The 23,506-nt window shown below is 65.0% G+C and carries 17 protein-coding genes; 9 read left to right on the top strand and 8 right to left on the bottom strand.

The annotated features are described in order from the left end of the window. Nucleotides 1-107 precede the first annotated feature (107 nt). The 5 genes from IE116_RS01320 to IE116_RS01300 form a co-directional block, all read right to left on the bottom strand. Nucleotides 108-2,021, bottom strand: coding sequence for an enoyl-CoA hydratase-related protein (locus IE116_RS01320; protein ID WP_189609110.1), 1,914 nt, complete (start codon nt 2,019-2,021; stop codon nt 108-110). A 70-nt stretch (nt 2,022-2,091) separates the two neighbouring features. Next, entirely contained in the window at nt 2,092-2,814 is a 723-nt protein-coding gene (locus IE116_RS01315) for an ABC transporter ATP-binding protein (protein ID WP_189609109.1), read from the bottom strand. Further along, nucleotides 2,811-3,689: an ABC transporter ATP-binding protein gene (locus IE116_RS01310; protein ID WP_189609108.1), complete on the bottom strand. Its 879-nt coding sequence runs from the start codon at nt 3,687-3,689 to the stop codon at nt 2,811-2,813. Before IE116_RS01310 ends, IE116_RS01315 begins: the two co-directional genes overlap by 4 nt. Beyond that, nucleotides 3,689-5,020 carry a branched-chain amino acid ABC transporter permease gene (locus tag IE116_RS01305; protein ID WP_229827947.1) on the bottom strand — a complete coding sequence of 444 codons (1,332 nt, stop codon included), beginning with the start codon at nt 5,018-5,020 and terminating at the stop codon, nt 3,689-3,691. The genes IE116_RS01310 and IE116_RS01305 overlap by 1 nt, the downstream gene beginning before the upstream one ends. Beyond that, complete coding sequence (locus tag IE116_RS01300; protein WP_189609106.1) at nt 5,017-6,060, bottom strand: branched-chain amino acid ABC transporter permease; 1,044 nt, start codon at nt 6,058-6,060, stop codon at nt 5,017-5,019. The genes IE116_RS01305 and IE116_RS01300 overlap by 4 nt, the downstream gene beginning before the upstream one ends. A gap of 180 nt (nt 6,061-6,240) precedes the next feature. Between IE116_RS01300 and IE116_RS01295 the strand changes: the two genes are divergently transcribed. The 6 genes from IE116_RS01295 to IE116_RS01270 all read left to right on the top strand — a co-directional run bounded on the left by IE116_RS01295 (nt 6,241) and on the right by IE116_RS01270 (nt 11,681). Next, nucleotides 6,241-7,764 (top strand): protein adenylyltransferase SelO, encoded by a 1,524-nt coding sequence (locus IE116_RS01295; protein WP_189609104.1) that lies wholly within the window; start codon nt 6,241-6,243, stop codon nt 7,762-7,764. 10 nt (nt 7,765-7,774) lie between these two features. Then, nucleotides 7,775-8,200 (top strand): peptide-methionine (R)-S-oxide reductase MsrB, encoded by a 426-nt coding sequence (msrB, locus tag IE116_RS01290; RefSeq protein ID WP_189609102.1) that lies wholly within the window; start codon nt 7,775-7,777, stop codon nt 8,198-8,200. 263 nt (nt 8,201-8,463) lie between these two features. Beyond that, complete coding sequence (locus IE116_RS01285; protein ID WP_189609101.1) at nt 8,464-9,054, top strand: septation protein A; 591 nt, start codon at nt 8,464-8,466, stop codon at nt 9,052-9,054. Then, nucleotides 9,051-9,332 (top strand): BolA family protein, encoded by a 282-nt coding sequence (locus IE116_RS01280; RefSeq protein WP_189609099.1) that lies wholly within the window; start codon nt 9,051-9,053, stop codon nt 9,330-9,332. Before IE116_RS01285 ends, IE116_RS01280 begins: the two co-directional genes overlap by 4 nt. 49 nt (nt 9,333-9,381) lie before the next feature. Beyond that, the gene (locus IE116_RS01275; protein ID WP_189609097.1) at nt 9,382-10,149 is read left to right on the top strand and encodes a peptidylprolyl isomerase; all 768 of its coding nucleotides are present in this window, start codon (nt 9,382-9,384) and stop codon (nt 10,147-10,149) included. A 434-nt stretch (nt 10,150-10,583) separates the two neighbouring features. After that, entirely contained in the window at nt 10,584-11,681 is a 1,098-nt protein-coding gene (locus IE116_RS01270) for a porin (RefSeq protein ID WP_189609095.1), read from the top strand. A gap of 273 nt (nt 11,682-11,954) precedes the next feature. On the opposite strand, the gene purL is transcribed toward IE116_RS01270, so the two are convergent. Beyond that, a complete protein-coding gene (purL, locus tag IE116_RS01265; protein WP_189614380.1) occupies nt 11,955-15,992 on the bottom strand; it encodes a phosphoribosylformylglycinamidine synthase in 4,038 nt (1,345 codons plus the stop codon). A 279-nt stretch (nt 15,993-16,271) separates the two neighbouring features. Between purL and IE116_RS01260 the strand changes: the two genes are divergently transcribed. Beyond that, complete coding sequence (locus tag IE116_RS01260; RefSeq protein WP_189609093.1) at nt 16,272-17,543, top strand: D-amino acid dehydrogenase; 1,272 nt, start codon at nt 16,272-16,274, stop codon at nt 17,541-17,543. 30 nt (nt 17,544-17,573) lie between these two features. Beyond that, nucleotides 17,574-19,529, top strand: a complete 1,956-nt coding sequence (locus tag IE116_RS01255) for an NAD(P)H-hydrate dehydratase (protein WP_189609091.1) — start codon at nt 17,574-17,576, stop codon at nt 19,527-19,529. A 142-nt stretch (nt 19,530-19,671) separates the two neighbouring features. Here the strand turns inward: IE116_RS01255 and IE116_RS01250 are convergent, their stop codons facing one another. Continuing rightward, nucleotides 19,672-20,529, bottom strand: coding sequence for an ABC transporter ATP-binding protein (locus tag IE116_RS01250; RefSeq protein ID WP_189609089.1), 858 nt, complete (start codon nt 20,527-20,529; stop codon nt 19,672-19,674). 132 nt (nt 20,530-20,661) lie between these two features. Here IE116_RS01250 and IE116_RS01245 point away from each other — a divergent pair, with 132 nt between their 5' ends. Beyond that, nucleotides 20,662-21,300: an arylesterase gene (locus IE116_RS01245; protein WP_189614379.1), complete on the top strand. Its 639-nt coding sequence runs from the start codon at nt 20,662-20,664 to the stop codon at nt 21,298-21,300. 139 nt (nt 21,301-21,439) lie between these two features. On the opposite strand, the gene IE116_RS01240 is transcribed toward IE116_RS01245, so the two are convergent. Next, nucleotides 21,440-23,368 (bottom strand): SurA N-terminal domain-containing protein, encoded by a 1,929-nt coding sequence (locus IE116_RS01240; RefSeq protein ID WP_189609087.1) that lies wholly within the window; start codon nt 23,366-23,368, stop codon nt 21,440-21,442. Between the last annotated feature and the right edge of the window lie 138 nt (nt 23,369-23,506).

Below are 23,506 nucleotides of genomic sequence, written 5' to 3'. Positions count from 1 at the left end.
AGGAGGACGCAGCAGTCGCTTGCGGTCTCCAGCCAAAAAATCCCGGTTACGAAGCCTTCGTAGCCGGGATTTTCTTTACCTGCGTGCGCGCGCTGATGCAGCCCAACTCAATCGAACCGCCGCCCTTCCGATGCCAGCCGCACCAGCAATGGGGATGGCACCCAGTCATGCGTTTCGATGGGGCAGGTTTCGCCATGTTCGAGCAGGCTGGCCACCATGCAGTCGAGTCCGCGTTCGTGTGCATAAAAGAGCGGACCGCCAGTGTGCGCGGGAAAACCGTAGCCTTTCAGGCAGACCAGGTCGATGTCCGAGGCGCGCTGGGCGATGCCTTCGTGCAGCAGGTGAGCCGCCTCGTTGACCAACCCGCACATCAGATATTCAACGATCTTCGCATCGTCGATTTCACTGGTGTCGGGCGCGACGGCTTCCGGCGGCATGTCGGGCAACAAGGGAGGCGGATCGAAGCCGAAAGCGCCCAATGCCTGGACAATGCGCGCAAGCGGCACGCCGCGGTCCTGCAACGATTCGACATGACGGCCGTATCGACGACGCATGCGCTCGCCGATCATTCCATTCAGTCCCATGCACACGACGAACGGCAGTTCGATGCGATTGGCAAAGGCGACCGCCGTGGCGACGGTCCTGTCATCGGTATGTTTGCCGCGGCCGATCTCGAGCACGCCCAGCCTGAGCGACGAGCGGCAGCCATGCAAGGCCACGACTTTGTCGGGGCGCTGCGTGAAGCCCGCCAGCGCGTCGATGTCGGTGGTGGCCGCATCGGCCGCCAGGATCGCCTCGGGCTTCATCAGTTCGTCCAGGTCTTCGAATAGCGGCAGGTCGGGATCCATGCCGGGCTGCGACGTCACGATCACCAGGTCCGCGTCGGCAAGCGCTGCAAGGTCGGTCACATGGGTCAGGTTGTCGAAGGTGTCGGTTGCCTCGGCGTTTGCTCCGACGCTTGCTCCGGCACTTGCTCCGGCACTTGCTCCGGCACTTGCTCCATCCGTCGCCGCAATCGCCGCATCCGTGGCGGCGCCTGCCGTGTTGAACCACAACACCTTGCAGCCCGCGCGCGCAGCAATCTGCGCCAGGTCCAGGCCATGCCCGCCTTCTCCAACAAAGGCAATGACACCCAGCGGTCCGGCGGCCACGTCGGCAGGCAGACCATCGACGCCGCCTGCCGCCTGCTCACTGATCAACCCCTGCCGCAACGCGCGCGACTGGGGCGATTCGAGCAAGGCCAGGAAGTATTCCCGTTCGCGGCGCAGGCCTTGTTCGAACGGGTCGGTGGTGGCGGCTTCGATGGCGTCGATGCATCGAGCAGGCGCAGGCAAATGCGGGGACGTGTCCGCAATGCCCGCACGTGCCTGTTCAATCGCCAGCGCGGCGCCGTCGGTCTCCACCGCAAGGTCACGCAAGCGCGGCAGGCGCCCTTCGGATGCCGCCGGCATCGCCACACGACGTGCGAAGTCACAGGCGCCGTCGACCAGGTCGCCTTCGATCAGGGCCTGGATCAGCGGGGTGTCGGCAAAGTCGGTGGCCGGCATGGCATCGCCCGACAGGATCATGGCCAGCGAACGCGCAACACCAATGGCGCGCGGCAGGCGCTGCGTGCCGCCCGCGCCAGGCATCAAGCCAAGCCGCACTTCCGGCAAGGCCAGCCGCGCGTCGGGACTCGCGACACGATAGTGACAGCCCATGGCCAGTTCGAGTCCCCCGCTCATGGCGACCCCATGCATCGCGGCGATCACGGGCTTGCTTGCCGCTTCGACACGATCGATGGTCGACAACAGAATGGGTTCCTGCAAGGCCTTGGGCGTGTTGAATTCCTGCGTGTCCGTCCCGCCAGAAAACGCCTTGCCGGCGCCGGTGACGACGATGGCGCGAATGGCCTCGTCCTCACAGGCGCGCTGCACGCCTTCGACCAGATCGCGGCGCGTGTCGAAGCCCAGCCCGTTGACAGGCGGGTTGTCGAGGGTAATGACGGCGATGTCCTCTCGGACCTCATAGGCGGCAGCCATGGCAATCCTTGTCGTGATGTCTGCTCGGGGTCGTGCCCATGCCGGCAACGCGGCAGCGCACGGGTGTCAGCTACAGCTCTATCCAGTCGCGGCGCACGGCGGCATCCAGGCGCAGCGCATCGGGACTTCCTTCGAACGCGATCTTGCCATGGCCGAGCACATACAGACGACTGGAAATTTGCAAGGCAATGTCCAGACGCTGTTCAATCAGCAACACGGATCGCCCCCGATCGCGCAGCGCTTCAAGGCAATGGGCGACCTGGTCCACCAGCATTGGCGCGAGGCCTTCGGTGGGCTCGTCGACAATGAGCAGTGCGGGGTCGCCCATCAGCGTACGGCTTAGCGACAGCATCTGCTGTTCCCCGCCAGACAAGGCGTGCGCGGGCGTGTGGGCACGTCGTTCGAGTTGCGGAAAACGCCGCCACGTGTCGGCCAGGGTCCATGCCGACGACGCCGCCCCGCGGCGCACGCCCAAGGCCAGGTTCTGCAAGACGGTCAGGGTCGGGAAGACGTCACGGCTTTCCGGCACGTAACCGATGCCCGCGCGTGCAATGTCGACGGTGCGCCGTCCCAGCCATTGCTCGCCCCGCCAGAGCATCTGGCCGCGCGCCTGCACCATGCCCATCATCGCGCGCGCCGTGGTGGAACGGCCCGCGCCATTGCGGCCAAGCAAGGCCACGATCTCGCCCGGCTGCACGTTCAGGTCGACGCCCTGCAGCACATGGCTTGCGCCGTACCAGGCGTGCAGGTCTTGCACTATCAGAGAGGAGGCAGCACGGTCATGGCGCGTCATGGCGTCGCCTTGTCATCCGCGTGCGAGCGATTGCCTTGCGCGGCCTGGCTCTCGCCAGGCGGGATGTGTCCCAGATAGGCAGCCCGTACGCCAGGATCCTGCCGCACCACATCGGGCGCACCCGTCGCGATGACTTCGCCTTGGACCAAGACCGACAGCCGATCGGCCAACGCAAACACGACGGTCATGTCGTGCTCGATGATCAACAGCGACCGCCCGGCCGCCGCGTCGCGGACCAGATCGACCATACGCGCAGCTTCGCTGCGGTTCATTCCTGCCGTGGGTTCATCGAGCAGCAACACGCGCGCATCGGTGGCGATGGCCATCCCCAGTTCAAGCGCGCGCTGCTGCGCATAGGTGAGCTCGCCCGCCAGCCGCCTGCGGTCGGCGTGCAGGCCCAGGCGATGCGCCAGGGCGTCGGCACGTTCGTTGATCGGGCCCTGCGTCGACGCGTGCCGCCAGAACGCATACCCTGCCCCCAGCGACCACGACGCGGCGCATCGCAGGTTGTCGATGACCGTCAAGCGCGGGAAGACATTGGTGACCTGGAAGCTGCGCGACAGCCCCCGCCGGTTGATGACATGCGGAGCGAGACCGCCAATATCCCGTCCTTCGAGAAGGATCCGTCCGCCGCTTGGTGAAGCCAGTCCAGAAATGACATGAAAGAGCGTGGATTTGCCGGCGCCATTGGGACCGATGACAGCGTGACGTTCCCCGGCGGACACCGACAGTGTCACCGACCGCAAGACCTCGACCTTGCCCCAGCGTTTGGAAACGCCGGTCAACTGCAAGGCGGGTGTGCCTGACGATTCCGCCGATCCGAACGATCCCGGCGATCCGGAAGATCGCGAAATGCGAGCCACATCGTGCGCCATCAAGCCCCTCCCCGACGCGACGCTGCAGGAGCTGTATCCGCCCCGGCCCCGCGCCGATGGACCACGGCCAGTACCCCCGCCCCGACAGCGATTGCCATCACCGCCATCCACCAAGGCATGCCGCCGCCGATCTGCCACCAGGCAGACACTTCGCCCGCGACGTGGTGCACCGGCGTGACCGCCTGTCCAAGCCGCAACCGCTCGCGATACAGCGGTTCGACGAGTTCGACGGTGCCGAAGCCAAGCACCAGCAGGCCCACGCTTGCCATGCCATACCTGGCCAATGTCTTGCGCCATCCCGCCTGCCGGCCTTGCCGGGCAAGAGCCGCTGCGAAGCCGGCCATCCCGCCCGGCACGAACATCACGGTCCCGGCAAAGGCAAGCCCGAGGTACAACTGCCACGCCGGCGTGTGGCGTGACAAGGCCATCGCCATCAGGGTGACCGCGATGGCGCCAAGCACCGGTCCGATGAAGTACGCCGATCCGCCGATCACCACCGCCAGGAGTACCATGCCGGATCGCATCGACCCCAGGCTTTCGGCACTGATCACTTCGACGTTCAGCGCGGTCAGCGCCCCGGACACGCCAGCAAAAAATGCGGCGGCGACCAGCATCGTGCAGCGCACCCGCCGCGGGTCATAGCCGATGAAGCCAACCCGTTCGGCGTTATCGCGCACCGCCCGCGCAATCTGCCCAAGTGGCGTAAGGGTCAATCCGTACATGGCGAGGGCGGCCAGGAATGTCCACGCCGCGGTCAGGTAATAGACCTCGATGTCCGGGCCGAAAGTGATTCCCCACACGGGATCGCCAATGACCCGATTGGTGGCGATGCCTGCCTCACCCCCGAACCCGGCGGGGAACATGGCCGCCACCGCGTACACCAGCTCGCCGATGCCAAGCGAGATCATCGCGAACGGCGTGCCACCCCGGCGCGTGGTCAACCATCCGAACAGCAGTCCAAAGGCCGCGCCACCCAGGCCCCCGACCAGCGGCACCAGCGAGACCGGCAGCGGCAGTCCGTCACCCGCCAGGTTCAGGGCGCGCACCGCGACCCAGCCACCCATGCCCGCGTAGACCGCATGGCCGAACGACAGCAATCCCGTCTGGCCGAGCAAAAGGTTGTAGGACAGCGCAAACACCGTTATCGCGCAGATGTGGGACAACAGCGTTATTGCGTAGGCGTTGCCGGACGGGCCACCCAGCAGCATTGGCGCAAGCAGCAAGGCGATCGCGGCGCATAGCCACGTGATCAGCGACGCGGCCCCACCGCCCCCACCGGCCAGCGGCAATGCTTCACTCTCCATATCGATATGGCCTGCATCGTCCTTCATGATTCACGCCGCCCCAGCAAACCGAACGGCCGCCAGATCAGGACGATCACCAGCAGCAGATACGGCAACACCGGCGCGACCCGCGACAGGGGCAAGGCCAGCACGGGCGCCAGGGACGACAAGACCGACGAAACCACCGACGCAAACAAGGACGAAAACAACGACGACGCAGCCTCGGACGAAGACGGCGCATAAACACCCGGGTCCCCGGTCAACCCGAGCAGGTCGCCGACCGACGTATCGAACCCAACCGCGAAGGTCTGCAGGACACCAATCAGCAGACTGGCCAGGAACGCTCCTGTCAGCGACCCCAGCCCGCCGACCACGGTCACGACGAACACGATCGGCCCGACCGCCAGAGCCATGCCCGGATCGGTCACGAACACGCTTCCTCCGACGGCGCCGGCCAGTCCGGCCAGCAGGCACCCGCCAGCGAACACGGCCATCAGCACCCGAGGCACGTCGTGCCCCAGCGCTTCGACCATGGAAGGATGCGTCATGGCTGCCTGGATCACCAACCCGACACGCGTACGGTGCAGCAGCACCCACAATGCCAGCAGCATGCCGCCCGCCACGGCCATCATCAGCGCGCGGTAGGCCGGAAACTGGGTGCCATCGACCACGAACAGCGGCTGTTGCAGCACGTCTGGCAGGCGATACGGCACGGCCGATCGTCCCCAGATCAGTTGCACGACTTCGGCAATCACGTAGGCCAGCGCGAAGGTAAACAGCAGTTCGGCAACATGGCCCTGCCCGCGCACCCGCCGCAAGCCATACCGTTCCACCAGCGCGCCCAGCAGTCCGACCACCAGCGGCGCCAGCACCAGCGCAGCCCAGAAGCCGGCGCCGGCCAGCACCGGCACGGCGTCGATGCGGGTCGCGATGGCATAGGCGGCATACGCCCCCACCATATAGAAGCTGGCGTGCGCGAAATTGATTACGCCCATCATGCTGAAAATCAGCGTCAGCCCTGCCGACAGCATGAACAACAGCAGGCCGTAGCTGATGCCGTTGAGCAGGGCAACCAGTCCCCCTTCCAAACCCGCTTCCCCCCATGAAAACACTGTTGAAAACCGCCCGCAACCTGTTCCGCAACGCGTCCTGAACCTGGCGCTGGACCACGCGATACGCCCCGCAACACCTTGCGACGAAGCCCGCCGTCGCGAGTAGCCAAATAGGTTAACCTTCTTTTATCGAGTCACCCTGCTCTTGCCCTGGCCATGACTACCCCTCTCGCTCCTGCGCTCGACGCCTTGAAGGTCGTCAATTCCTTTGCCGACGCGTCTCCCGATTTCTATACCCGGGTCACTGCCCAACCGCTGACAGACCCGTGGCTCGTGCATGCCAATGCCGATGCTGCTGCGCTGATCGGTTTGTCGCCCGAAGCATTCACCACCCCCGAATTCCTGCGTGTGTTTTCCGGCGCCGAACCGCTGCCGGGTGGCGTGTCGCTGGCCGCTGTCTACAGCGGCCATCAGTTCGGCGTGTGGGCGGGCCAACTCGGTGACGGCCGCGCCTTGCTGCTGGGCGAGATCGACACGCCCGCCGGCAATTGGGAACTGCAATTGAAGGGCTCGGGGCGTACGCCGTACTCGCGCATGGGCGATGGCAAGGCCGTGTTGCGCTCGTCGGTGCGCGAGTATCTCGCGTCCGAAGCGATGGTAGGCCTGGGCATTCCGACCACACGCGCCCTGGCGCTGGTGGCGTCCGACGATCCGGTGCGCCGCGAGACCATGGAAACCGCGGCCGTCGTGACCCGCATGTCGCCGTCGTTCGTGCGTTTCGGATCCTTCGAACACTGGGCCAGCCGGCAACAGATCGAACCGCTGCGCATCCTGGCTGACTATGTGATCGATCACTTCTACCCGGAATGCCGCCCGGCGCCTGCGGGCGAGGCGGACGTGGCCGGCGGTCCGTATCTGCGCCTGCTGGCGGAAGTCACCCGGCGCACAGCCGCGCTGATGGCGCAGTGGCAAGTCGTCGGCTTCTGTCATGGCGTCATGAACACCGACAACATGTCGATCCTGGGGCTTACGCTGGACTATGGACCCTACGGTTTCATGGACGCGTTCGATGCCCACCACATCTGCAACCATACCGACAGCGCAGGCCGCTATGCGTGGGACGCCCAGCCGGCGGTCGGCCACTGGAACCTTTACAAGCTGGCCGGCGCGCTGTTTCCGTTGATCGAAGACGAAGACGCCATCCGGGCCTCCCTGGACGGCTACGAGAACACCTTCCTGGACACCTTTCATGGGCTGATGGCGCGCAAGCTCGGGCTTGTCGCCTGGCGCGAGTCGGATGCCGATCTCGTCAATGCCCTGTGGGCCGTCATGCACCGCAATGGCGCCGACTTTACGCTCAGCTTCCGCCGGCTGGCTCAGATCCACAAGGATGCGGCTACCGAAACGGCCGCATCGGCAGGCCGGGAAACCTTCGTGGACCTGTTCGCCGATCGCGCGGCAGCCGAAGTGTGGCTCGAAACCTACCGGACGCGGCTGCGCCTGGATGATCTGGAGGATGCGGAGCGCGCCGACGCGATGAACCGTATCAACCCGCTCTACGTCTTGCGCAACCACCTGGCCGAGACAGCGATCCGTGCGGCCACGCAGCGCGACACGTCAGAAATCGAGACGCTGGTGATGCTGCTCAAGGACCCGTATACGGAAAGACCGGGATTCGATGCGTACTGCCGTATCCCGCCCGACTGGGCGAGCCATCTGGAAGTCAGTTGTTCTTCGTGAGGACCCCCGCATGACAGCTCTAAAGAAAGTGAACAAATCCGACGCCGAATGGCGCACCCTGCTCACCCCGATGCAGTACGCGGTGGCGCGGGAAAAGGCAACTGAACGAGCTTTTACAGGCGAGTACTGGGATCACCACCAGCCGGGCATCTACCGCTGCGTGGCCTGCAATACGCCGCTGTTCGCGTCTGACACGAAATTCGATTCGTCTTGTGGCTGGCCAAGCTATTTCGCCGCGCTCAATCCTGACAATGTGCGGGAAGAACGGGACACCACCCACGGCATGGTCCGCACCGAAGTGCTGTGCAACGTGTGCGACGCGCACCTGGGTCATATCTTTCCCGATGGCCCTCCGCCAACGGGTGTGCGCTACTGCATCAACTCCGTTTCCTTGAAGTTCGAACCGTTCAGCCCGCCCGACCGCGCCTCGCGCTGACCCTCCCCCAGGATGTCGCGGGCTGCCAAGGGGCCGCGACATCCGGCCGGCGTGTGCCCGGCCAGCCCGCCGGACAGGACACCTGAAGCAGAGACCCCTCTACCTCTATATATAGAGGGCCTGCACGACTTTGCCGCGGCACCCCTCGACAGGATGCGGTGACCGTCGAGCTACTATCCGAGATAAGCTCCCTTTTCCTGCCGCCGCCTGCGCGCGTCTGCCCGCCGCCGCGCCATCACCTATTTCCTGACTATCGAGACTCAATGAAACTCCTGTTCGATCTATTTCCCCTTCTGCTGTTTTTTGGCGCCTATAAATTTGCCGATCTGTACGTGGCCACTGGCGTCGCCATGGCGGCCAGCGTGGTACAGATTCTCTGGCTGGTCGCGCGCCGCAAGAAAATCGAGCCCATGCACTGGATCAACTTGACGATCATCGTGGTGTTCGGCGGGGCGACGCTCTTCCTGCACAACGAACTTTTCATCAAGTGGAAGCCCACGGTGCTGTACTGGCTGTTCGCGGTGGTGCTGCTGGGTGGCCAGTGGATTGCCAAGAAGAATCTGATGCGCAGCATGCTGGGCGCGCAGATCCAGTTGCCCGATGCCATCTGGAACCGCTTGAACACGGCATGGGCCCTGTTTTTCGCGGTGGTCGGCTGCGTGAACTTGTACGTGGCCTATAACTGGCCGACCGAAACGTGGGTGACGTTCAAGGTGTTCGGCATCTTCGGCCTGCTGCTTGCGTTCGTCATCATCCAGTCGATCTACCTGGGTCGCCACATGAAGACGCCGGTCAAGGACGGTGCGGCCAAGGTCATCAAGGCGGAAACCGACGCCGGGGCGGAACGTTCATGACCGCCGCCCGCGTTGCCACCATCCGCAGTCTGCTTGGCAGCCTGGACCCGCAAGCCCTCGATGTGATTGACGAGTCGCACCTGCATGCCGGTCACGCCGGCGCCGCAGGCGGGGCCCGACACTTCCGGGTACGGATCGTTTCGGACCGTTTCACGGGCTTGTCAAGGGTTGCCCGACATCGCCTGGTGTATGATCAATTGAAGGATCTGATGCCTGACGAGGTGCATGCGCTTGCCATTACGGCGCTCACTTCCCAAGAAAATTCCGACAAGACCTAACAAATCAGGCTGGCTTCCGGCCGATCTATTCATAGTAAGGATTTCCCTGATGAAGCGTGTTTTGATGTTGACGGCTGCGCTGGCCGTGGCAGTTCCCGCCTTTGCCCAAAACGCTGCCGTCGTGAACGGCAAGGCCATTCCTTCTTCGCGCGTTGATCAATTCGTCAACCTGCTGACCAAGCAAGGCCAGCCTGACTCGCCGCAACTGCGCGAGCAGATCCGCGAAGAACTCATCAACCGTGAAGTCTTCCTGCAGGAAGCCGACAAGCGCGGCATCGCCAAACAGCCGGAAGTGCAGGCCGAAATCGACCTGACGCGCCAGAGCGTGCTGATTCGCGGCCTGTTCAACGACTACCTTGCCAAGAACACGATCACGCCGCAGCAAGTCCAGGCCGAGTACGACCGCGTCAAGTCCGCCCAGGGCGACAAGGAATTCCGTGCGCGCCACATCCTGGTCGAAACCGAAGCGCAGGCCAAGGACATCATTGCCCAGCTGAACAAGGGCGCCAAGTTCGAAGACCTGGCCAAGCAATCGAAAGACCCTGGCTCGGCCGCCAATGGTGGCGACCTGGACTGGGCGCCGGCCAGCACGTATGTAAAGCCGTTCTCGGACGCACTGGCGGGCCTGTCCAAGGGTCAGACCACTGCCAACCCGGTGCAGACCCAGTTCGGCTGGCACGTGATCCGTCTGGAAGACATTCGCGACAGCCAATTCCCGCCGCTCGATCAGCTGCGCCCGCAGATCGAGGAATCGATGCGCCAGGCTAAATTGCGTGACTTCCAGGCCAGCCTGCGTCAGAAGGCAAAAATCAACTGATGGCAAACGTTGGTTTGAACCAACACTAAAACTCATCCGGGCAGCTTAATTTACCGCTATCAGGGTTTGCCTTAGTTGTATAAAACGCTCCATTGAGCGGTGACGTCATGTCACTGCAACATGGGGCGTTTTTACTGAAACGTGTTTTGGCGCATCACGCTGTTTTCCCTCGCTATTCCAAGCTTCGGTTGCAAGGATGTCACAGCGTTTAGGGCAAATCGCAACACATCAATGTTGCAGCGGAATTAAGAGTTGGCACGCCTTCGGCTTTTCTGGTGAAATTCATTCCAGATTTCTCGCAGCCAGCACCATCGCTCACTGAAATCGAGAGCAAGGCCGCCGCGGCACATAGACAAAGGTTCGGCCCTAGCCGAGCGCTTGTGTATGACGCTGTTGGCTTATCGTGTTATTCACTCCGTTGGAGACCTAATTAAATGAAGAAGACCCTTCTCGCCGCCGCTCTGTTGGCTGGCTTTGCCGGTGCAGCTAACGCCCAAAGCAACGTTACGTTGTACGGTATCGCTGACATTGGTTTCCAGAACGAAAAGACCGAAGGTCAGAGCTCGCGTAGCGCCCTCGACAGCGGCCTTGGCGCTCAATCGCGTTGGGGTATCCGTGGTTCGGAAGACATCGGCAACGGCCTGAAGGCAATTTTCCAATTGGAAAGCGGCTTCCAGCTGGATGACGGCGCATCGACGCAAGGTCGTCTGTTTGGCCGTTATGCATTCGTTGGTCTGGAAAGCGCCCGCGCTGGCCGCCTGACCCTGGGCCGTACGACCAACCTGGGCTTCATGTGGGCTGCCGGTATCGTCAACCCGTTCGGTCTGTCGTACTCGCGTTCGGCAGTCAGCACCACGTTCGGCTACAACACGGGTGACTTCGGTGCCGGTTCGCGTGTCAACAACTCGGCTTACTACTACTCGCCAGTCATCGCCGGTTTCCAAGGCGCTGTGGGTTATAGCTTCCAGACCGGCACCGCTGGTGCTGAGCAGGAAGTCGCTGGCAACGGTAACAACAACCGTATGCTTGACGTTGGCCTGAAGTACGAAAACGGTCCTTTGAAGGGTGTTGCTACGTACTCGTACGCAAACCTGTCGGGCCCTCTGGAAGCTGCAAACGGTGGCGAAAAGCCCCAGAACCTGATCGTCGGCGCTTCGTATGACTTCGGCGTGGTTGCTGCGTACGCTGGCTGGTCGCACATGAAGAACCCGCTGAACAACGTTGGTGCTAACCTGGTGACGAGCGGCGTGCCTTCTGCTGCTAACCAGTTCGCCAACCTGTATGGCAACGACAATGCGTACACCCTCGGCCTGAGCGCACCTCTGGGCGCCGGCAAGGTCATGGCCGCATACCAGTACACCACCAAGTCGGAAATCGACGGTTACTCGGTTGGCTATGTGTATGACCTGTCGAAGCGTACCAACGTGTATGTCTTCTTCAACGACTACGATCAGCGTCAATTCCGTAGCCGTACCGACTACTCGGATCTGAGCAAGCGCCAGCTGGCCTTTGGCCTGCAGCACAAGTTCTAAGCATTTGATTCAGGCGCAAGCCTGATTCTCGGAACGTCGCAAGGCGTTCCAATGCTTAAGAATGAACAAAACCCCCGGGCTTGCCTGGGGGTTTTGTTTTATGGTTGCTCGGCTGCGCTCCCCCCGCGGGTGATCGCCCTTGTAGCTGTGCCGCCCGCGGTATGCCTGCTCGCACGACTGCATAAAAAAAGGCCTGTCCGTCTTTCGACGAACAGGCCTTTTTGTTCAGCGGCTCTACCCGCTACGTGGGGCTGCCTTGGTCGCCGGGCGTGATCAACCCACCCAGACCCGCGCGTTACGGAACATGCGCATCCACGGCGAGAATTCACCGCCGCTATCCTGCTCGCCCCAGCTCTTGGGCGCCCAAGACATCTGGACGTTGCGGAAGACACGTTCGGCGTGCGGCATCAGGGCCGTGAAGCGGCCGTCAGCCGTCGTCACGCCCGTCAAACCGCCCGCGCTACCGTTGGGGTTGTACGGGTACGTTTCGGTCGCCTGGCCGCGGTTGTCGACGTAGCGCAGTGCACCCAGCACCTTGGCTGCATCACCCTGCTGCGTGAAGTTGGCGTATCCCTCGCCGTGCGAGACGGCGATCGGCACCTGCGAGCCGGCCATGCCTTGCAGGAAGATGGACGGCGAGTCCAGGACTTCCACCATGGCAAAGCGGGCTTCGAACTTCTCGGACTGGTTGCGCGTAAAGCGCGGCCAGTGCTCGGCACCGGGAATCATCGATGCCAGGGCAGCCAGCATCTGGCAGCCGTTGCACACGCCCAGCGCAAACGTTTCCTTGCGGCCAAAGTAGGCCGAGAACATGTCCGCCAGCATCGTGTTGAACTGGATGGTCTTGGCCCAGCCTTCGCCCGCGCCCAGTACGTCGCCGTAGCTGAAGCCACCCACGGCCACCAGGCCGTGGTACTCGTTCAGGTCCACCCGGCCAGCCAGCAGGTCGGTCATGTGCACGTCGTGCGAGGCAAAGCCTGCCTTGTCAAAGCCATAGGCCATCTCGACATGGCTGTTGCAGCCCTGCTCGCGAAGGATGGCAACACGCGGACGCTTGCCGGTCGCGATCATCGGCGCAGCCACGTCGGCCTGCGGATCGAAGGTCACGCGCGGCGACAGGCCCGGGTTGTCCTTGTCGGCCCAGACGGCGAATTCGGCCTTGGCGCTGGCCGGATTGTCCCGCAGGGCCATGATGCGGTGGCTCACTTCGCTCCAGGCCTGCGCCAGTTCGACGCGCGGCTTGGACCAGATCTTCTTGGCGTCGCGATAGATGTCGATCGTGTCGGAGGTGTTCAGGCTGCCGATCACGTGCGAGTGCTTGGACAGGCCCGCGCCGCGCAGCACTTCCATGACCGCATTGCGGCTGGCCGTGGGCACCTGGATCACGGCGCCCGCCTCTTCCGAGAACAGCGCCTTGAAGGTGAGCTCGGCGCGCTGCACGGCGACCTGATCGGCGCGGATCTTGAAGTCGCCCCAGTCGGCGGCATGCGGGTCGAGCGTCAGCATGTCGATGTTCAACGTCACACCCACACGCCCGGCAAACGCCATTTCGCAGACGGTGGCGAACACGCCGCCGTCCGAACGGTCGTGGTAGGCCAGGATGACGCCGCTTTCTGCCAGGGTACGAACCGCGGCAAAGAAAGCCACCAGCTGGTCGGCCGACTCGATGTCCGGCACGCTGTCGCCGACCTGGTTGATCACCTGCGACAGCACCGAGCCGCCCAGGCGGTTGCGGCCCTGGCCAAGGTCGATCAGGATCAGCGAAGTGTCGCCTTCATCGGTGCGCAGTTGCGGCGTGAGCGAGGGGCGGACATCCTCGATGGATGCGAACGCGGTCACGACCAGCGAGACCGGCGAGACCACCTTGCGGTCTTCGCCATCCACCTGCCAGCCGGTGCGCATCGACAGCGAGTCCTTGCCGACCGGGATCGACAGGCCGACCTGCTGGCAGAGCTGGCTGACGGCGTCGACCGTATCGTACAGGGCGGCATCCTGGCCCGGCTCACCGCAGGCGGCCATCCAGTTGGCCGACAGCTTGATGTCTTCCAGGCGCGCCACGGGGGCCGCGACGATGTTGGTGATGGCTTCGGCCACCGCCATGCGTCCGGACGCCGCAGCGTCGATCACGGCCAGCGGGCTGCGTTCGCCCATGGCCATGGCTTCACCCCGAAAGCCCCGGTAATCGGCCAGGGTTACGGCGCAGTCAGCCACCGGCACCTGCCACGGGCCCACCATCTGGTCGCGCGACGACATGCCTCCGACCGTGCGGTCACCGATGGTGATCAGGAATGTCTTGTTGGCGACCGTGGGATGGCGCATCACGCGCAGCGCGATGTCGTCCAGGTCCAGGCCCACCACGTCCATGGGTTCGCGCACGCCGGGCAGGCGCGCCACGTCGCGCAGCATGCGCGGCGTCTTGCCCAGAATGACGTCGATCGGCACATCGACCGGACGGGAGGTGCTGGTCCATTCCTGGGCCGACGTGTCCGCGGCGTCGAAGCCTTCGCCGTTGACCACGCGCAACTGCCGCTGCTCGGTGGCGACGCCCACCACACCGTAGGGGCACCGTTCGCGGCGCGCCAGGGCGTCGAAGCGTTCCAGGTCGTTTGGCGCGATCGCCAGAACGTACCGTTCCTGCGATTCGTTGCACCAGATCTCGGCTGGCGACAGGCCGGATTCTTCCAGCGGCACCTGGGTCAGGTCGAAGGTCGCGCCACGATTGGCGCCGTCCACGACTTCGGGGAATGCATTCGACAGCCCACCGGCGCCCACATCATGGATCGACAGGATGGGATTGTCGGCGCCGAGCTGCCAGCAGCGATCGATCACTTCCTGGGCGCGCCGCTCGATTTCGGGGTTGCCGCGCTGCACGGAATCAAAATCCAGGTCAGCCGTGTTGCTGCCGACGCCCATGCTGGATGCGGCGCCGCCGCCCATGCCGATACGCATGCCAGGGCCACCCAGCTGGATCAGCAGCGAGCCCGGAGGCAAATCGAGCTTGTGGGTGTAGCCGTCGTCGATGCTGCCCAGACCGCCGGCGATCATGATGGGCTTGTGGTAGCCCCAGCGCGTGCCGCCCGCCGTCTGTTCATAGCTGCGGAAGTAGCCGACCAGGTTGGGGCGGCCGAATTCGTTGTTGAACGCCGCGCCGCCGATCGGCCCTTCGAGCATGATGGACAGCGGTGACGCAATGCGGTCCGGCAAGCCATGCGAGTCGGTTTCCCAAGGCTCGGGGGCGTCTGGAAAGCGCAGGTTCGACACCGTAAAGCCGGTCAGGCCCGCCTTGGGCTTGGAGCCGCGGCCGGTGGCCCCTTCGTCGCGGATTTCGCCGCCTGCGCCCGTGGAGGCGCCTGCAAACGGTGAAATGGCGGTCGGGTGGTTATGCGTTTCGACCTTCATCAGCGTGTGCACGATGGCGTCGCGCTTGGCGTAGGCCAGCGTCGTGTCCCCCGCCTGCACGTGGAAGCGCTCGGCCGGGCCGCCCTGCATCACGGCAGCGTTGTCGGAGTAGGCCACCACGGTGCCCAGCGGCTGCGCAGCGTGCGTTGCGCGGATCATGCCGAACAGGGTGTTGGGCTGGTCGGCGCTGTCGATGCGCCACTGTGCGTTGAAGATCTTGTGGCGGCAGTGCTCGCTGTTGGCCTGCGCGAACATCATCAGCTCGACGTCGGTCGGGTCCCGGCCAAGGCCGGTAAATGCGTTGACGAGATAGTCGATCTCGTCATCGGACAAGGCCAGGCCCATGGTCAGGTTGGCGGTGGCCAACGCGGCAATGCCCTGCTCCAGCACGGGCACCGTTTGCATGGGCTTGCCGGGCAGCGTCGCGAACAGCGGCGCGCCATCGAACTCGCCATCGACGACCGTTTCGGTCATGCGGTCATGCAGGACGGCGGCTACGGCCGCCAGGTCTTCCGGGCTCAGCGTCTTGGCGCCCGTGAATCCGCTGAGCAGGCCGCGTTTGGGCGACAGGGTGTACAACACGCCGCGTTCGATCCGGCGCACGCCTTCTAACCCGCAGTTGCGCGCAATGTCGGTGGCCTTGCTGGCCCAGGGCGACAGGGTGCCCAGGCGTGGAATGACGAGGAGCGACTGGCCCGCCGGGCTGGCCACGAACGGCTCGCCATAGTGCAGCAGCTTGTCGAGGCGCTCGGCGTCGGCACTCGACAGCGGCCCGTCGGTGTGCACGAAATGCACGTAGCGCGCCGTGACGTCGGCAATCGCGCCAGGCAGCGACTGCAGGCGTTCGAGCAGGCGATCGCGACGGAAAGAGGAAAGGGCGAGGGGTCCGGGCAGGCGCAAAATGGAGGCCACAATAAGAGACGACACTAGAATCGAGGAAGGGGAAACGCGGTTTCGCCCTCCATTTTACTTCGATGCGGGCAATCGAGGGAAAACGCGAAGAGCAAGCAGCCATCCGCAGGCGTCGGCCAGGGGAGACAGCCGCTTTAAGCCTGACTGGAACCGCGTACAATCCGATGCCCGCAGGTGCCCGCACGGGCCCAGCCACCCGGCGCGCGGGCGGGCGACAATCCTGCATCTCCTCCCGGCCACCGGGCCACCCCACAACGTTCAAGAGTCAATCAGGTTTTTATGCATGTGATAGTGGTGGGTGCAGGGATCGTGGGGGTGTGCACCGCCTATTTCCTGAGCCAGGAAGGCATGCGGGTCACCGTCATCGACCGCCGCAGCGGCGTGGCGCAAGAGGCCAGCTTCGGCAATGCCGGCTTCGTGGCGCCGGGCTATGCGTCGCCCTGGGCAGCACCGGGCCTGCGCGCCACCCTGCTTAGCGGACTGTTCAGGCCCGAAGCGCCCGTGCTGCTGCGTCCTTCATTGGATCCCACCGTGTGGCGCTGGGCGCGGCAGTGGCTTGGCCAGTGCCGCGCCGACCGGTCCATGGCCAATCACGAGATCATGCAGCGCCTGGCGCGATACAGCGGCGATCAGTTGCGCGTGCTGCGCGAGACGCATGCGCTGGAATACGAACAGCGCACGGGCCTGCTGCAACTCTTGCGCAGCGACCGCGATGTGGCCGCGTCATTGCACACGCGCCGTGTTCTTGAAGCCACCGGTGTCTTGCACGCCGTGCTGTCCCGTGACGACACCGCGCAGCTCGAACCCAGTCTGGCGCGCGCACTGGAAATCGGCACGCCGCTGGCCGGCGCGATTCACTTCCCGAATGACGAATCCGGCAATTGCCCGCTGTTCGCGCGGCAGCTGTCCACCCTGGCCGAACAGGCCGGCGTGACCTTCCTGTTCAATGCCACCGTCAGGCAACTGACGGCACAGGCCGGCGCCGTGCAGGGCGTGCGCCTGACCGACGGCCGCACACTGACCGCCGATGCGGTCGTGATGTGTGCAGGCGCAGACTCGTCCCGGCTTGTACGCCCGATGGGCGTGCGTCTGCCCGTGCTTGGCGTCAAGACCTATTCCGCCAACGTGGCCTTGCGCCCCGACACCATCGGTCCGCGTCAGACCGTGATGGACGAGGCCTACAAAACGAGCATCACCCCCTTCGGGCAGCGTCTGCGCATCGCCGGCACGGCCGAAATCGGCTCGCGCGACGCGACTTTGCGAAACAAGGCGTTGCGGACATTGTCACGGGTGGGCATGGATTGGCTGCCCGGACGGCTCGATCTGTCGCGTACCGCGTGGTGGTCGGGCGTGCGCCCCATGACCCCCGATGGCCCGCCCGTGCTAGGCCCCACGGGCATGCCAAGGCTGTTCGTCAACACGGGGCACGGGTCCCATGGATGGACATTCGCGGCCGGCGCGGGGCGCGCCGTCGCCGATCTGGTGGCCGGCAAGGCACCGGCCATCGATCTGACCGGATTGGACATCGGACGGTACACGCGCAAGAATTAAACGCTTGACGACCTCTTCGGAGTCCTGCGTATGCCTGCTTCCCCTCTTCTGCTGACTTCGACGGCCTTGCGCCGCATCGAAACGGACGCGGCCGCCACCTTGCCCTCCGGTACCCTCATGGACCGCGCCGCCCGCAGCGCCGCGTCCCGCATTGCCACCTCGTGGCCCAGCGGCGCCGTCGTTGTGCTGTGCGGGCCAGGCAATAACGGCGGCGACGGCCTGGTGCTGGCCAGGATGCTGCATGAGGCCGGCCGCCATGTGAAGGTGTGGGCCCTGCCCGCGGCACAGACGGGACGTCCGGACGACGCGCAACGCGCATGGGACGCCTTGCCGGCGGGGCTGTTGCAGACGGGTGATCCGGCGTGGCCCATCGGGAATGCGGGAACGGGTGCTGACGGGGGTCTGGACGGTGGCGCGGGGGACAGTGCCGCGGTAGACGCCGCTGACGCTGCCATGGAAGACATTACGCCGATTGCAGTGACCGCCGCACATCTTGCGGCTGAAGACGTCACCGCAACGGACGTGACGGCTGAGGACGTCACGGCGGAGGACTTCACCGCAAGCGACGTTACGGCCCGAGCCGCCACCGCAAGCGATGTCGCAGCCGGCGTCACCCCGGACGAACCGGCCGGTGCGACCGACGCAGCAGACGCGGGCATGTCCACCGATCCGCTTGCCGACACGGCCGACGCCGACTCGCTGTTTGCCTCGGGCGACCCGGCCGACGACCTGTCTCACGAACCGCTGTCCACCGGCGCCTTGTTCGATGCGCCGCTGCTCGACCAGGGGCGTATCACCGATGGCCTGCTGCTGGGCGGTGACATGCCCCGTGGGGTGATCGTCGATGCCCTGTTCGGCATCGGCCTGACGCGCCCGCTGGCTGCGCAGGCGCAGGCCTGGATCACGTGGGCCAACGCCCAACCGGTGGCGCGCCTGGCCATCGATGTGCCGAGCGGCCTGAATGGCGACACCGGCGCCGCACAGGACGTCTGCCTGCAGGCGACCCACACACTCACCTTCATCGCCGACAAGCCGGGCCTGCACACCCGTGCGGGCAGCGACGTGGCGGGCACCATCGAGGTGGATGACCTGCAGCTGTCGGCCTTTGTTGGTGCCACGGCGGACGGCATGGGGCATCTGATCGCGAAAGCCGACTGCCCTTCGCTGTTCCGGGCCCGCAGGAACGACACGCACAAGGGCAGCTACGGCACGCTGGCCGTACTGGCGGGCGCGCCTGGCATGACTGGCGCCGCCCTGCTGGCCAGCCGCGCGGCATTGCTGACTGGCGCAGGCAAGATCTTCGTGGCCCTGGCCGACACACTGCCACTCAGCCTGCCCTGCGACCCGGTGCATCCGGAACTGATGGTGCGCGACGCGACGGGCGTGCTCGACACCGCCGACGCCTTGGGCGTTGACACCTGGGTGGCAGGGTGCGGCCTGGGGACCACGGACGCCGCCAAGGCCTGGCTGACCCGATTGCTCCAGGAGCGGCCCGCGGCCCATGTCGTGCTGGACGCCGACGCCCTGACGCTTCTGGGGTCGGACACGGGCTTGCAAGGCCATTTCATGCAGCGCACCGGGATCAAGGTGCTGACGCCGCATCCACTGGAAGCGTCGCGTCTGCTCGGTACCGACACGCATTCGGTGCAGGCAGACCGCATTGCGGCCGCGCGGGCCATTGCGTCACGGTATGGCGCATGGGTGGTGCTGAAAGGCGCCGGCACGGTAGTCAGCAGCCCGTCGGGCGCCTGGCGCATCAACACCAGCGGCAATCCTGGGCTCGCCACGGCGGGCACGGGGGATGTGCTGTCGGGGATGCTGGGCGCCCTGCTCGCGCAGGGCCTGCCGGCCGACGAGGCCATTCCCGGAGGCGTATGGCTGCATGGCGCAGCGGCCGACCGGCTGGTGGAACAGGGAACCGGACCCATCGGCCTGAGCGCCAGTGAAGTCGCGCAAGCGGCGCGCTGGATCCGCAATCACGGGTGACTGCGCCACAGGGGATGGAGGCCCGGGCGGGGCAAGGACGCATCGCGGCATCCGTCGCCCGCCGACCGAATCGGACACTGACCGAATCGGACACTGACGGACTGAGACGGGCTTGGTCGGACTCAGACGGGCCCAGCCGGACTCAGACGGCTTCGACCGCCGAATCGCGCACCAGCCGCCCACCTGCAATGACCAGCTGACGACCACAGCGCTGCGCCAGTTTCAGGTCGTGCGTGACCATAAGCAGTGTGGTGCCGTTTTCGCGGTGCAGATCGAACATCAGGTTGATGATCGCTTCGCCCGTCGCCGAGTCCAGGCTGCCTGTCGGCTCGTCGGCAAACAGCAGGTCTGGACGCACGACAAACGCGCGCGCCAGGGACACGCGCTGCTGCTCGCCGCCGCTCAGCGTTTTCGGATAGTGGCGCAGGCGTTCGCCCAGCCCGACCCGTTCCAGCATGTCGCGCGCCGGCTCATGGGCCGGGAGGCCGGCCAGCTCCAGCGGCAACATCACGTTTTCCCAGGCCGTCAGGTGAGGCAGCAACTGGAAGGACTGGAACACAAAACCGACATGCCGCGCGCGCAACCGCGCCCGGTCATCCTCGCTCAAGGCATACAGGTCGTTGCCGGCCAGTTCGACCCGGCCGGCCGATGGCACGTCCAGTCCGGCCAACAGGCCCAGCAAGGTGGATTTGCCCGAGCCAGAACTCCCGGTGATCGCGACGGTCTCTCCCTTGGCCACCGTAAAATCGACGGCATCCAGGATCGCCAGCTGCCCGGTCGTGTCGGTGACATGCTTGGCCAGACCCTGCACGGCAATGGCGGGCGTGGCGCCCACGGCTGCCGTGCCCGTTCTGCCGGCGCCAGCAAGCCCTGACGGCTCGCCCGGCCTGACCACGGTGGTGGTGCCGGGAAGCGTGCCGACGTGAGCCGGTGCGTGGTGCTGCAAAGAATCGTCACCCGGGGGCTGCTTGCCCAGGGGTGCGCGGGTCTGTCCCGTCATAGTGGATCGCCCATTAAAAGGAAACTCATGATAAAGCCTTGCCCCCTGCCCTTTGCCGATACAGCGGCCCGATCCGCGCCGTTGCGCAAGGGGCAGTCGACCACCCTGCTGCAGCGGGGCCTGGGACGCCTGATGGCCATCTGCTGCCTGGCCATTCCTGCTGTGCTGCCGGCGACCAACGCCTTTGCACAGACCACCGGCGCAGCCGGGGGTTCCGCACCCGTGCTGATGGTGCTGGGCGACAGCCTGTCGGCAGAATACGGCATTGCACGGGGAACGGGCTGGGTGCCCCTGCTCGATCAACGCCTCAAAGAACGAAAGATCGATTACCGCGTCGTCAATGCCAGCATCAGCGGCGACACGACCAGCGGCGGCCGCAGCCGCCTGCCCGCCTTGCTCAAACAGCATCAACCCAGGCTGGTGATCGTCGAACTGGGCGCCAACGATGCGCTGCGCGGTCTGGCCCTCAACATGACCGAGGACAACCTGAACGAGATCGTCTCGTCATCCAAGCGCGCCGGGGCGCAGGTGGTGCTGGTGGGCATGCAGATCCCGCCCAATTACGGACGCGACTACACGCAGCGCTTCAAGGATCTGTTTGGCAAAGTCGCCGACAGGCAGAAGGTGCCGCTGGTGCCTTTCCTCCTGGAAGGCGTGGCGCAGCAGCCCGCCATGTTCCAGGCGGACCGCCTGCACCCGCTCTCATCCGCGCAGCCCACGATTCTGGAAAACGTGTGGCCCACGATTGCGCCGCTGTTGACGAAGAAATAAGGCAGTCCGTAACGGCGCAAAAAAAAGCGCCCCATTCCTGGGGCGCCATGCTTTTCGCATCCGGATCCTGAGGCTGCCAGACGGGCCAGCTTCAGCTTGGGCATGTCGTCAAGGGCATGCCATCAGGGGTGTCCCATCATCAAGGCTGCGCCGTCGTTGCCGTGGTCAGCGCCGTACCGTCGGCGGTCAATTTGACGCCGTACTTGTCACGCAGCGCCTGCAGCACGGCCAGTTGTTCTGCCTGGGCATAGCGGCGGTCGAGCGTCGATTTTTCGTTGTCGACCACGTTCGTGGCCGGACGCGGTGCTGCTTCCACCTTCGACACCCGTGCGATCACGTAGGCGTCGCCGGTCGACACGCCCACAAAGGCCGGCAGCTTGTCGGTCGGCGCGCGCATGACGGCGCCCAGCACCGCCGTCGGCATGCCTTGCGGGGCATTACGAGCCACGGTCACAGCCGGGGCGAAGCCGGTCTGGGCATCGGCCGCCTGCAGGGCTTTCAAACGCGCCTCGCCTGCTGCACGGGCCATTTCAGCCGCCTTCTGCTGCTTGAGCTGATTGGTGATCTGGGTCGAGACGTCGGCCAGCGGACGCACGGTGGCGGGCTGGTGCTTAAGGGCACGTACGGCCACCAGGGTATTTGGCGCCAGTTCGATCACGCCCGAATTGCGCTTCTCGCGCAGCACTTCTTCCGAGAACAGGGCCTGCAGCACCTTAGGATTGCTGCGGATGTCGGCGGCGGCGTTGGGTGCCTGCGGCGCTGCGGTGCGCGTCACGCCTTCAGCGGTCTGCAGCTTCAGGCCGAACTTGCTCGCGGCCGGCTCCAGCGTGTCGCTCTGCTCATAGACCAGGTTGGTGAACTGCTCGGCGGCGGCGGCGAACTGGCGGGCGGCCTGCTGCTGGCGCACTTCGGTCTGGATCTGCGCCTTGACCTCGGCCAGCGGCTTGACGACGGCGGGGCGCACGCCGGTCAGCTTGATGATGTGAAAGCCGTAATCGGTCGGCACCACACCCGAGATCTCGCCGTTCTTGAGGCCGAACGCAGCATCTTCAAACGCCTTGACCATCTGGCCCTTGCCGAACCAGTCCAGGTCGCCACCGTTGGCGGCGGATCCCGGGTCCTGCGAGTTGGCACGTGCAAGCTTGGCGAAGTCGGCGCCCGGCGCCTTGACCTGGGCCGCCAGATCGTCGGCCTTCTTGCGCGCGGCTTCGCGGTCCGCGGCCGATGCGCCGCTGTCGACCGTGATCAGGATGTGGCTGGCGCGACGCTGTTCTTCCTGGCGAAAACGCGCCTGGTTCTGGTCGTAGAAGCTTTGCACATCGGCGTCCGACACCGAGATCTTGGACGTCACGGCGTTCTGGTCCAGAACGACGTACTGCGCGTCCACCCGCTCGGGCAGTTCGAAGGAACGGCGATTCGCGTCATAGAAGGTCTTGACGTCGGCGTCGGTGATCTTGACCTGCGGCAGGTAGGTCGACGCGCTGATCGACAGCGTCTGCACCTGCCGGCGTTCGGTCGCGATGGCGATCAGGCGATCGAGCACGCTCGACGGCATGATGACCGATTCGGCCACCGGGGCAAGCACCTGCTGCAGCGACAGATCGCGGCGCAACTGGCTTTCGAACATGACCGGGGTCATGCCCTGGGCGGCCAGCGCTTCGCGATATCGCGTGTTGCTGAAACGGCCGTCTTCCTGCACCGCAGGGATGGCCTGGATGGTGTCGCGCAGGCGTTCGTCGGATGCCGAAAAATGCGCCTTCGAGGCTTCGGTCGCGATCAGGCGCGTGTTGATCAATTCGTCGAGGACGGCCTTGCGCATCACCGGCGTGTCGAAGGCGGCGGGGTCGAACTGCGGGCCCATCATCGAGCGCAACTGGTCCAGACGGCTGCGCACGGCGGCGTCGTATTCCTGCTGCGAGACGGCTTCGCCGTCGACCTTCGCCAGCGACTTGTCGTTGTCCATGAAGCTGGAATAGCCCTGGACACCCACAAACACGAACGAAGGCAGAATCAAGAGCAGCAGGACGAACTGCATCCAGCGGCGATGATTTCGGATAGTTTCAAACATTCACGCGTACTCCGATCGATTGCTCACAGCAAGGCGGGGCAACAAACAAAGTGCCCATAGGCAGCACGCCGATGGGCACTCTTTGACTGGCCAGATTCTAGCATGGTGCGCCCCGCCTGCCGGGGCGCCGGGCCCCGG

It is taken from the genome of Pigmentiphaga litoralis (assembly GCF_014651835.1).
Taxonomy (GTDB): domain Bacteria; phylum Pseudomonadota; class Gammaproteobacteria; order Burkholderiales; family Burkholderiaceae_B; genus Pigmentiphaga; species Pigmentiphaga litoralis.
Note: the sequence above shows the minus strand (reverse complement) of the source record. Positions and strands in the feature narration are given on the sequence as shown.